The organism is Pseudomonas sp. FYR_7 (genome assembly GCF_043106155.1).
GTDB lineage: Bacteria > Pseudomonadota > Gammaproteobacteria > Pseudomonadales > Pseudomonadaceae > Aquipseudomonas > Aquipseudomonas parafulva_B.
Genome location: NZ_JBICMI010000078.1, coordinates 180,640 through 191,133, shown reverse-complemented (window position 1 = coordinate 191,133; position 10,494 = coordinate 180,640). Strand labels below are relative to the sequence as shown.

The window sequence follows — 10,494 nt, the reverse complement described above, 5'->3', positions numbered from 1 at the left end:
GATGGCGTCAGCAAGCTATCTGCTGTATGTAGTCGCCATCGCCATGCATGGCACTTCCTTGAAGCAGAGAGCCATAACCTTTCAAGGCTTTTGACTCAGCGATAGGTTGGCACTGCAAGCCGCTACTGACCCTGCAGCATTGAGGTCATCGGCAGCTCACCAGCTTGTCGTTTTGCCTTGCAGGATCAACTGTATCTGCAGGATAACCCGCTCTTGTGGGAGCGGCCCTCGTGCCGCGATGGGCCGCAAAGCGGCCCCGACAATATCAATTCAGAAGCTGAAATCCTGGGGCTGCCGCGCAGCCCATCAGGGCCGATCAGGCGCCCCGGCAAGGCCCACACATGGGATGGTTTCCAGCTGTGTGCCGGGGAGTCCTTCAAAAAAGCTTCAGCCCTCCCAGCTACTTGCCGGGACGGTTCGCCCTGCGACGAACCGCCCCTGACAGCAATCAACCAAACTGCTTCTGCTGTTGCTGCTGCTTGGCCACCAGCTCGGACGCAGCCAGGTAAGCCTGTTGGAACTCATCGCTTTCCAGCCACGCCATGGTCGTGTCTTCGTCCGCGCCATCGAGCCATGCACGGTAGGCGTTGAATACCATCACGATATAGTCGGTCGCGTGTTCTTCCTTGTGGCCCTTGAGCACCAAGGCCAGCAGCGGGTCCACCAGGAATACCGAGATCATCGGCACCAGGCCGCCTTCCTGGGCTTCCTTCATTTTCTTGAACAGAGGGTCGTAACTGGCCGACGCCATGGCCTTGTCGAACACCTGCTCGACGCTGGCGCTATCGCCTGCGCTGGCCTTCACGGCCTGGCCGCTGCGTACCATGCGGTTCTGCTTGGCCTTGGTGGCGGCGCGCTTGGCGCGTTTTTGTTGCTTGGTAGAGGTGGCCATGGGCAATCCTTGGGTGGGGCTTGAAAGTGCGCGTATTGAAGCGCAGTTGCCCGCGAAACCCAAGTGCCATGCACGCACCAGTGGCCGTCAACTGGCGATCGCGTCGTCCTCCTCGAACCCGCGCGATGCCCGGCCGACCAGCAGAGGGTCCGGCGCGTAGGCCACGCTCAAGTCCTTGTCCGGGTAGTCCAGCGAATGCAGGAAGTGGCGGATACAGTTGATGCGCGCACGCTTCTTGTCATCGGACTTGATCACCGTCCACGGCGCGTCGGCGGTGTCGGTATGGAAGAACATGGCCTCCTTGGCGGCGGTGTAGTCGTCCCACTTGTCCAGGGACTTGATGTCGATGGGCGACAGTTTCCAGTGCTTGAGGGGGTCGTCACGGCGCGAGATGAAACGGCGCAGTTGTTCTTCGCGGTTCACCGAAAACCAGTACTTGAACAGCAGGATGCCGCTGTTGCACAGCATCCGCTCAAGGTCCGGCGCCTGGCGCATGAACTCCAGGTACTGAAGGGGCGAGCAGAAATCCATCACCTTCTCAACGCCGGCGCGGTTGTACCAGGAGCGGTCGAAGAACACCATTTCTCCCGCCGTGGGCAGGTGCTGCACATAGCGCTGGAAGTACCACTGGCCTTTCTCCTGCTCCGACGGCTTTTCCAGCGCAACGATGCGAGCGCCCCGGGGGTTCAGGTGCTCCATGAACCGCTTGATGGTCCCGCCCTTGCCTGCAGCGTCCCGCCCCTCGAACAGAATCACCACCCGCTGACCTGTTTCTTTCACCCAGCTTTGCACCTTGAGCAACTCGATCTGCAGGGCGTGCTTGGCCCTTTCGTACTCTTGTCGACGCAAGCGCTGCGGGTAGGGGTAGCCTAATGGCAAGCGCGCCGATGTGCTGTCTTCGCTGCTGCCCTTGGGGGCGGTGGCGACTTCCAATGCGGCGGGCGCCTGGCTGATCGCGGTGATGGCAGGTTCGGGTTTGCGCGGGCGGGGGCGGCGAGTGCGCGGCTTGGCCTTGGGGGCAGCGTTCTCGAGGGGTGGGGAAGTCTGGAGAGGGGCGTCTTCGCTCATGGAGGTCCTTGCAAGGTGGTTCGAATGTTTACCTTGAATGCTAAGGACGACAGGGGGCTGGCTTTTTGATGTTGGTCAACTTGGCCGGGATGAGTGCTGCTGCTCGACGGCTACCCATGACGAAGGGCGGTCCACCAGCACTTTTCGACAGGCAACAAAAAACCCGCACTGGGCGGGTTTTTTGTGTCGCTTCGGGTAACTTTGCAACCACCAGAAGCTGAAGGTGGTGCCCAGAGACGGAGTCGAACCGCCGACACGAGGATTTTCAATCCTCTGCTCTACCGACTGAGCTATCTGGGCGACGAGGTGAATTAAATAGACTTTCAGACTGCTCGTCAACGACTTTTTGAAAAAAATATTAAATTAATTCCGTCGCTTACGTTCTCCGAGGTCACTGCGAGGGCGGGACGTAGCCTTCTGCCTGGGCGTATTCTTCGCCGGCGAAAAACTTGTCCATCTCGGCCTGGAGGAATTTGCGGTCCTCGCCATTCATCATGTTCAGGCGCTTTTCGTTGATCAGCATGGTCTGGTGCTTCTGCCAGTCGGTCCAAGCCTTCTGCGAGATGTGATCGAAGATGTCCTGGCCCTTGGCCCCCGGATAGGGTGGGCGGTCCAGGCCGGGCAGTTCTTCGTTGTACTTGCGGCACATCACGGTGCGGGTCATCAGGCATCTCCTGCAATCAGTTCGTCGGCTGCGCGTTTGAGCAGCTTCTTCACCGGGGCGGCCAGGCCCAGGCGCGGTGGGGTGGCCAGGTTATACCAGAGCCAGTCGGCCTCGACCATGTGCCCTTCGACCGGGTCGACGTGCACCAGCCAAGGCTCGATGGCCAGCTGGAAGTGGCTGAAGGTGTGGGTCAGGTTGTCCAGGGCGCGGCTGCGGCCCAGGCGCAGGCCGTGCTGGTCGGCCAGGTCGTCGAGCTGGCCGATGTCGTCGAGCTCCGGCAAGCTCCACAGCCCGCCCCACAGGCCACTGGACGGGCGACGGTACAGCAGGATGGCGCCGTCGTCGTTGGCCAGCAGCGGCATCAGCGTGCGCCGCTGCGGTAGCGCCTTGCGCGGTTTGGGCTCGGGGTAGCGGGTTTCTTCGCCATGCAGGTGCGCCTCGCAGCCGCGCCGTACCGGGCAGAGCAGGCAGGTGGGTTTGCTGCGGGTGCACAGCGTCGCGCCCAGGTCCATCATTGCCTGGGTGTAGTGGTTGGCACGAAGCTTGGGCGTGAAGCGCTCGGCGGTGGCCCACAGTTGGTTGGCCACCTTCGGCTCACCGGGGTAACCGGCCTGGGCGGTGAACCGGGCCAGCACCCGCTTGACGTTACCATCCAGGATCGGCGCACGAATGCCCATACTGATGCTGGCGATGGCGCCGGCTGTGGAGCGGCCGATACCCGGCAGCTCGGTAAGCTGCTCGACGCTGCGCGGGAACACCCCGCCATGCTGCTCGACCACGATTCTTGCAGCCTTCTGCAGGTTGCGGGCGCGGGTGTAGTAGCCCAGGCCCGTCCACAAATGCAGCACCTCGTCCTCGGGCGCCTCGGCCAGCGCCTGCACGGTCGGTAGCGCGTGCATGAAGCGGTCGAAATAGTTCAGCACCGTGCTGACCTGGGTCTGTTGCAGCATGATCTCAGACACCCATACACGATACGGGTTGATGCCCTGTTGCCAGGGCAGATCGTGCCGACCGTGTGCGTCGTACCACTCCAGCACAGCGCTGGAAAACTGCTCGGGTGTCATCGCTTGAACAGCCCCTTGAGCGCGTCTTTGAGTTCCGGGCTCACTTTGTCTCCGAGTTTTTCATCGAGCTTTTCGTCGATCTTGTCTTTGAGGCGATTGCCTGCGAGTTTGGCAGCGACCTTGCCCATGCCGTCCTTGTCCAGACGGCAAGCCTTGGCGCCCAGCTCCAACGGGCCACGGCAGCGCAGCGGTACTTCCACACCCACATAGCGCTCGTTGACCTGGCAGGCCGGGTCGGGCATGGCCCGCTGGTCGCCCTCGACGATCACACCCACGTTGTAGTCCATGCCCAATACCCGCAGGTCCACGTCACCATGGCCGTTGACGGTCAGGCCTGGGATTCGCACCTTAAGGTCAGGGTTGCTGGCCACGCCATTGCGAATCACCACGCTGCCACGCAGCTCCTGGAACGGGGTGTCCTTGCCGCGCGGCTCGCCGCTGAGCGACTTGCGGTTGAGCGTGGCGATGGCCTGGCACAGTTGCTGTTCGAGGTTGGCATTGACCAGCACACCGTCATTGATGGTGAAGTTGGCCGTGCCGTTGAGCGTGTCCACCAGCGCTTTCTGGCTGTTACCGGTGGCGGTCAGGTCGCTGGACAGGGTCAGCAGGCCCTTGACCGGCGGCGTCTTGTCTTTGTCGTCGGTCTTGATGAAGTGCTCGACCGGTACTCGCTGGATGCGGGTATTGACCCCCAGTTGTGGCACGGCGGGGCGCACATCGACCGTGCCCTTGGCCTCGAAGGTGCCGTTGTACAGGTCACCGCGCAAGGTTTGCAGGGTCAGTAGCCCACCCTGGCCATTGGCTGTCAGGCGGGCGTTGCCGATGGGCAGCTTGTCCAGCGTCAGCGAACCGAAGCTCAGGTCTGCCTGCAGGTCGAGGACGCGCAGACGGTCCACCGGCAGCAGTTTGTCGGTGCTCCAAGCGCCCTGGGTGGGGGCGTCGGGCAGCGGTGTGCTGCCTGCACCGGCCACGGCACTGGCTTCTTGCTGCTGTACCTGGGCCTTGCGCGCAGCAGTGGCGCCCTTGGCCTCTTCGCTTTTGGCCGGCAGGTACCGGTCGGTATCGAAGCTGTCGCCCTTAAGTTGCAGGCGCAGGGCTTGCCTGGCGAAATCTTCGATCGCCACGCGCCCGGTGAAGGTGCTGCTGTCCAGTTTCACCGACAAATCTTCCAGGGCGATGCTGGCAGGCGTGCCCTGCAGGCGCGTGACCAGTTCGAGTTTGCCGAAGGCGGCCGGGTCCTGGGTAGCAGGCAGCGGATGGCCGATACCGTCCAGGAACGTGCGCAGGTCGAACTGCGCAATGGACAGGCCACCACTTAGCTGCGGCGTCTTGTCCAGCTCACGCAGGTTGAGTTCGCCCAGGGCGCGCAGCTGGTTGGCCGACAGTTTCAGGCCGTTCCATGACGCCACGTTGGCGGCCTGGTCGAGCAGCAGCTGGCCCTGGGCGGCGAAGGTCACGGTCTTGCCGCCGGTAGGCTCGCCGGAGGTTTCACCCGACAGGCGCATGTCTTCGAAGCTGTAGCGCTTGAGCGCACGGTCCAGGCGCAGCTCGCCGGCCAGTTCGGTGCGCGCCTTGATGTTGGGCTGGCTGGCGCTGATGAATGCGCTGGCCTTGAGTGGAATACTGGCGCCTTCGTGCACCGCGCCAGTGCTGAGCTGAATGCTTTCGGCGTTGTAGCTGACGCCGCTGCGTGCGTCGGTGTACTGCACGCGTGCATTGTTCACGGTCAAGCTGTCGATATCGAGCTTGACCGGTCGGTCTGCGCTGGCGGTGCCGGAGCGCTGATCGCTGTTTTCGGTGCCCTGCGTATCCCCTGGCGCAGGGGTCTTGCCTTCGGCCGACGCGGGCAATGGCTTGCCGAAGTCCTCCCAGTTGCCATGCCCCTGTTCGTCACGGGTCAGGATCAGGTTCAGCCCTTCGACGCGCACATCGCTCATCTGCACCTCGCGGCGCAGCAGCGGCAGTACCCGCACCGACAGGCCCAGCATCTGCAAGTCGGCAAAGGGCGACTTGGGCGCATTCAAGGTGGCGATGCTGGCGTCATGCAGCTCCAGCCCCAGCCATGGGAACAGGCTCCAGCCAATGTCGCCGTTGAGGGTCAGCTCCACATGAGCCTTGTCGCGCGCCAACTGGCGAATCTCGTCTTTGTAGTCGTTGGGATCGAACAGGTGGGTCAGGGCAAAGCCCAGCGCCACGATGATCAGCAACAACCCGAGAAGCCCTAGGCCCAGGATTTTGCCGAACGCTTTCATGGGCGAGTCCTTAACTATCGGAATGTGAATTCAAGCGCGAGAGTATAGCGCCGCAGCGGCCGTCCCTGTTTATTCGCCTGGATATACCGGCCATTTCCTACATGCCAAGCAGATGCTACGGCTTTCGACAGCGGTGATCATGGCAGTTCAGAAAGATCGGCTACAGCGCCTGACCGTGTCAGCCGAACTAAAATGGGCGATATCAGATTGCTTTCATGTGATCGGATACTGCACCCTTGCGCCGCTTTGCCTGCCTCCACAACTTATAAAAAGGATCATCTCCATGAGCCGTACCGTGACGGCGGATGCCCTGGCCAGTGCGCCAGGCTTCCTCTCCAAGGAACGCATCATCGCCCGGCCGGGCTTCAACCGCTGGCTGGTGCCCCCGGCTGCTCTGGCCATTCACCTGTGCATCGGCATGGCCTATGGCTTTTCGGTGTTCTGGCTGCCGTTGTCGCAAGCCTTGGGCATTACGGCGCCAGTGGCATGCGCGCCAGACATGAGCTTCATTGCCCGGTTGTTCAGCGCCGAGTGCGACTGGCCCATTTCGATGCTCAGCTGGATCTACACCCTATTCTTCGTCTTCCTCGGCTGTTCGGCCGCCGTGCTGGGCGGTTGGCTGGAGCACGCCGGCCCGCGCAAGGCCGGGTTGGTCTCGGCGCTGTGCTGGTGTGGCGGCATGCTGATTTCCGCCATCGGGGTGAAGACCCATCAGCTGTGGCTGATGTGGCTGGGTTCCGGTGTGATCGGCGGCATTGGCTTGGGCCTGGGGTACATTTCGCCCGTTTCCACCCTGATCAAGTGGTTCCCGGACAAGCGCGGCATGGCCACCGGCATGGCTATCATGGGCTTCGGCGGCGGAGCCATGGTGGGTGCACCGTTGGCCACGGCGCTGATGGGCCATTTTGGCAACGCGCACGAGGTGGGCGTATGGCAGAGCTTCGTGGTCATGGCCGCGATCTACTTCGTGTTCATGACGGCCGGCGCCCTGGCGTATCGCATCCCGCCCACCGGCTGGAAGCCCGAAGGCTGGAGCGCACCGGCCAAGAAGGCGGGCAACGGCATGGTCACCGATCGCCATGTGCACGTCAGCGTAGCCTGGAAAACCCCGCAGTTCGTTTTGGTCTGGCTGGTGTTGTGCCTGAACGTGTCGGCCGGTATCGGTATTCTTGGCATGGCCTCGCCGCTGTTGCAGGAAGTGTTCGCTGGCAAGCTGCTGGGCAATGAACTCACCTTCAGCCAGCTCAATGCCGCGCAATTGGCGCAGATTGCCGCCATTGCGGCGGGCTTTACCGGCTTGTTGAGCCTGTTCAACATCGGCGGGCGGTTTTTCTGGGCGTCGTTCTCCGACTATATCGGGCGCAAGAATACCTACTTCGCCTTCTTTGCCTTGGGCGTTGGCCTGTACAGCCTGATCCCGAACATGGGCCACTTGGGCAACGTGGCGCTGTTCGTGGCGGCGTTCTGCATCATCCTGTCGATGTACGGCGGTGGCTTCTCCACGGTACCGGCCTACCTGGCCGACCTGTTCGGCACGCAAATGGTCGGCGCCATCCATGGGCGCCTGTTGACAGCCTGGGCCGCCGCCGGGGTGCTGGGGCCTGTATTGATCACCTACCTGCGCGAGTATCAGTTGGCGGCTGGCGTCGAGCGTGCGGCAGCGTACGACATGACCCTGTACATCCTCGCTGGCCTGTTGGTGCTGGGCTTCATCTGCAACATGCTGATCCGCCCGGTGGCCGACAAGCACTTCATGACCGATGCGCAACTGGCCGCCGAACGGGCGTTGAGCCACGACAAGGGCGCTGACGGCGCGCGATCCCTCGAATGGAAGGCCGCACCTGGCAGCCTGCCGCTGGTGCTGTTGGCCTGGACCGTGGTGGTGGTGCCGTTGGCCTGGGGCGTCTGGGTGACCCTGCAGAAGACCGCCGTATTGTTCCACTGACCTAGGCCGGTCGAAGCGTTGTCATGGGGCATTCGCGCCGGGCCCCGTGGCATCGATGCTGTCGGCAAGTGCAACAGGGCCGCGTTCAGTGGCGGCCCTAGAGTTATCGCAAAAGCGGTCATTTCCTCCCGGTTGTATAGACCTGTAGCGGTATCCGACCCCGTCATCACTGGGCTTGCCATATGTCTTGCGCGTTCCAAGCAGCGGCCATCTGCGCCTATAATGCAGCCCTTTTCGCCTAATGATTTTGCGGAGCTGGTGATGGTCGAACGTAAGGCTTCCGTCGAGCGCAATACCCTGGAAACCCAGGTCAAGTGCTCGATCAACCTCGATGGCAGTGGCAAGGCCCGATTCGATATCGGCGTGCCTTTCCTTGAACACATGCTGGACCAGATCGCCCGCCACGGGCTGATCGATCTGGATATCGAGTGCAAGGGCGACCTGCATATCGACGATCACCATACCGTCGAGGACGTCGGTATCACCTTGGGCATGGCGTTCGCCCAGGCCATCGGCGACAAAAAAGGCATCTTCCGCTACGGCCACGCCTATGTGCCGCTGGACGAAGCATTGTCGCGCGTGGTCATCGACTTCTCCGGCCGCCCCGGCCTGCAGATGCATGTGCCTTACACCCGTGCCAGCGTCGGCGGTTTCGACGTCGACCTGTTCCAGGAATTCTTCCAGGGCTTCGTCAACCACGCCCTGGTCACGTTGCACATCGACAACCTGCGGGGGCACAACACCCACCACCAGATCGAGACCGTGTTCAAGGCCTTCGGCCGCGCACTGCGCATGGCTGTTACCCTCGACGAGCGCATGGCCGGGCAGATGCCGTCCACCAAAGGGTGCCTGTAAATGCAGACGGTAGCGGTAATCGACTATGGCATGGGCAACCTGCACTCGGTGGCCAAGGCGCTTGAGCACGTCGGCGCTGGCAAGGTACTGGTCACCAGTGATGCAGCGGTGATCCGCGAAGCGGACCGGGTGGTGTTCCCAGGCGTTGGTGCCATTCGCGACTGCATGGCCGAGATTCGGCGCCTGAGCTTTGACAGCCTGGTGCGTGAAGTGAGCCAGGATCGCCCATTCCTGGGCATCTGCGTAGGCATGCAGGCGCTGCTCGAGCACAGTGAAGAAAACGACGGCGTCGACTGCATTGGCCTGTTCCCGGGCCAGGTGCGCTTGTTCGGCAAAGACCTGCAAGAAGACGGCGAGCATCTGAAAGTGCCGCACATGGGGTGGAACGAAGTCAGCCAGAGCGTCGACCACCCTCTGTGGCACGACATCAGCGACCGGGCGCGTTTCTATTTCGTGCACAGCTACTACATTGCCGCCGGCAAGCCCACCCAAGTGGTTGGCCGTGGCCATTACGGCGTCGATTTCGCCGCGGCGCTGGCCGATGGTTCGCGTTTCGCGGTCCAGTTCCACCCGGAGAAAAGCCATACCCATGGCCTGCAACTGCTGCAGAACTTCGTGGCCTGGGACGGGCGCTGGTAAATGAGCCGTTCGAAGACCAAGGCGCCGATCCTCACGCTGGCCCCCGAGCAGGAGCGTGAAGCGCTCGATACGCTCAAGCGCTTTCTCGAAGACCGTTTCGAGCTGGAACTGGGGTCATTCGAAGTCGCCGAGGTGCTCGAACTGTTCACCCATCACATTGCACCCCATTACTACAACAGGGCGATCGCCGATGTTCAGCTGCACCTCAAGGAGCGGTTCGAGAGCATCGAAAGCGATCTGTGGGCGCTCGAGAAGCCCTGAAACCCCAAGAACGGACAGGTTCCCAAGATGCTGATTATCCCCGCTATCGATCTGAAGGACGGTGCCTGCGTGCGTCTGCGCCAGGGCCGCATGGAAGATTCCACGGTATTTTCCGATGACCCAGTGAGCATGGCCGCCAAGTGGGTTGAGGGCGGCTGCCGTCGCCTGCACCTGGTCGACCTCAACGGTGCCTTCGAAGGCCAGCCGGTCAACGGTGAAGTGGTCACCGCCATCGCCAAGCGCTACCCGACCCTGCCGATCCAGATCGGTGGCGGCATCCGCTCGTTGGAAACCATCGAGCACTACGTCAAGGCTGGCGTCAGCTATGTCATCATCGGCACCAAGGCGGTGAAGCAGCCTGAATTCGTGGCCGAGGCCTGCAAGGCCTTCCCTGGCAAGGTCATCGTCGGCCTGGACGCCAAGGACGGCTTCGTCGCCACCGATGGCTGGGCCGAAGTGAGCACCGTGCAGGTCATCGACCTGGCCAGGCGCTTCGAGGCCGATGGCGTCTCGGCGATCGTCTACACCGACATCGCCAAGGACGGCATGATGCAGGGCTGCAACGTACCGTTCACCAAGGCCCTGGCAGAAGCCACGTCGATTCCGGTGATCGCTTCGGGTGGCATCCACAACCTGGGCGACATCAAGGCGCTGCTCGAAGCCAAGGCGCCCGGCATCATTGGCGCCATCACCGGCCGCGCCATCTACGAGGGCACCCTCGACGTAGCCGAGGCCCAGGCCTTCTGTGACAACTACCCGAGCATTGGCCAGCGCTAAGCGAGCGCGACAAGGGGGCGCCTGGTGCGTCTCCCGTGTCGTCTCACGCTTGCCGCTTGCAGTTGCTTCCCAGGAGC

At 62.4% G+C, this 10,494-nt stretch carries 10 protein-coding genes and 1 tRNA gene; 5 read left to right on the top strand and 6 right to left on the bottom strand.

The features are described from left to right. Window positions 1-448 precede the first annotated feature (448 nt). The 6 genes from ACF8R3_RS20535 to ACF8R3_RS20510 form a co-directional block, all read right to left on the bottom strand. Complete coding sequence (locus ACF8R3_RS20535; protein ID WP_058639911.1) at window positions 449-892, bottom strand: hypothetical protein; 444 nt, start codon at window positions 890-892, stop codon at window positions 449-451. 87 nt (window positions 893-979) lie between these two features. Beyond that, window positions 980-1,960: a polyphosphate kinase 2 gene (ppk2, locus tag ACF8R3_RS20530; RefSeq protein ID WP_058604238.1), complete on the bottom strand. Its 981-nt coding sequence runs from the start codon at window positions 1,958-1,960 to the stop codon at window positions 980-982. 224 nt (window positions 1,961-2,184) lie between these two features. After that, a tRNA-Phe gene (locus ACF8R3_RS20525) sits at window positions 2,185-2,260 on the bottom strand. Window positions 2,261-2,351: 91 nt separating this feature from the next. Next, window positions 2,352-2,624, bottom strand: a complete 273-nt coding sequence (locus ACF8R3_RS20520) for an oxidative damage protection protein (RefSeq protein WP_058639172.1) — start codon at window positions 2,622-2,624, stop codon at window positions 2,352-2,354. Then, complete coding sequence (gene mutY, locus ACF8R3_RS20515; protein WP_058639171.1) at window positions 2,624-3,688, bottom strand: A/G-specific adenine glycosylase; 1,065 nt, start codon at window positions 3,686-3,688, stop codon at window positions 2,624-2,626. Before mutY ends, ACF8R3_RS20520 begins: the two co-directional genes overlap by 1 nt. Beyond that, a complete protein-coding gene (locus tag ACF8R3_RS20510; RefSeq protein ID WP_197844363.1) occupies window positions 3,685-5,940 on the bottom strand; it encodes an AsmA family protein in 2,256 nt (751 codons plus the stop codon). The genes mutY and ACF8R3_RS20510 overlap by 4 nt, the downstream gene beginning before the upstream one ends. 283 nt (window positions 5,941-6,223) lie before the next feature. On the opposite strand from ACF8R3_RS20510, the gene ACF8R3_RS20505 reads away from it, so the two are divergent. The 5 genes from ACF8R3_RS20505 (at window position 6,224) to hisA (ending at window position 10,417) form a co-directional block, all read left to right on the top strand. Then, complete coding sequence (locus ACF8R3_RS20505) at window positions 6,224-7,885, top strand: OFA family MFS transporter (protein ID WP_392516068.1); 1,662 nt, start codon at window positions 6,224-6,226, stop codon at window positions 7,883-7,885. Between the two features lie 261 nt (window positions 7,886-8,146). Further along, window positions 8,147-8,740 carry an imidazoleglycerol-phosphate dehydratase HisB gene (hisB, locus tag ACF8R3_RS20500; RefSeq protein ID WP_023532883.1) on the top strand — a complete coding sequence of 198 codons (594 nt, stop codon included), beginning with the start codon at window positions 8,147-8,149 and terminating at the stop codon, window positions 8,738-8,740. Further along, window positions 8,741-9,379 carry an imidazole glycerol phosphate synthase subunit HisH gene (hisH, locus tag ACF8R3_RS20495; RefSeq protein ID WP_196186519.1) on the top strand — a complete coding sequence of 213 codons (639 nt, stop codon included), beginning with the start codon at window positions 8,741-8,743 and terminating at the stop codon, window positions 9,377-9,379. Further along, the gene (locus ACF8R3_RS20490) at window positions 9,380-9,640 is read left to right on the top strand and encodes a DUF2164 domain-containing protein (protein WP_027914086.1); all 261 of its coding nucleotides are present in this window, start codon (window positions 9,380-9,382) and stop codon (window positions 9,638-9,640) included. 27 nt (window positions 9,641-9,667) lie between these two features. Continuing rightward, on the top strand, window positions 9,668-10,417 hold the full coding sequence (hisA, locus tag ACF8R3_RS20485) for a 1-(5-phosphoribosyl)-5-[(5-phosphoribosylamino)methylideneamino]imidazole-4-carboxamide isomerase (protein WP_058604245.1): 750 nt from the start codon (window positions 9,668-9,670) through the stop codon (window positions 10,415-10,417). The last annotated feature ends 77 nt before the right edge of the window (window positions 10,418-10,494 follow it).

Bases quoted from the DNA above. Each gene is read 5' to 3' on its own strand.
- ACF8R3_RS20535 (WP_058639911.1), bottom strand. From the start codon at position 892: ATGGCCACCTCTACCAAGCAACAAAAACGCGCCAAGCGCGCCGCCACC.
- ppk2 (WP_058604238.1), bottom strand. From the start codon at position 1,960: ATGAGCGAAGACGCCCCTCTCCAGACTTCCCCACCCCTCGAGAACGCT.
- ACF8R3_RS20520 (WP_058639172.1), bottom strand. From the start codon at position 2,624: ATGACCCGCACCGTGATGTGCCGCAAGTACAACGAAGAACTGCCCGGC.
- mutY (WP_058639171.1), bottom strand. From the start codon at position 3,688: ATGACACCCGAGCAGTTTTCCAGCGCTGTGCTGGAGTGGTACGACGCA.
- ACF8R3_RS20510 (WP_197844363.1), bottom strand. From the start codon at position 5,940: ATGAAAGCGTTCGGCAAAATCCTGGGCCTAGGGCTTCTCGGGTTGTTG.
- ACF8R3_RS20505 (WP_392516068.1), top strand. From the start codon at position 6,224: ATGAGCCGTACCGTGACGGCGGATGCCCTGGCCAGTGCGCCAGGCTTC.
- hisB (WP_023532883.1), top strand. From the start codon at position 8,147: ATGGTCGAACGTAAGGCTTCCGTCGAGCGCAATACCCTGGAAACCCAG.
- hisH (WP_196186519.1), top strand. From the start codon at position 8,741: ATGCAGACGGTAGCGGTAATCGACTATGGCATGGGCAACCTGCACTCG.
- ACF8R3_RS20490 (WP_027914086.1), top strand. From the start codon at position 9,380: ATGAGCCGTTCGAAGACCAAGGCGCCGATCCTCACGCTGGCCCCCGAG.
- hisA (WP_058604245.1), top strand. From the start codon at position 9,668: ATGCTGATTATCCCCGCTATCGATCTGAAGGACGGTGCCTGCGTGCGT.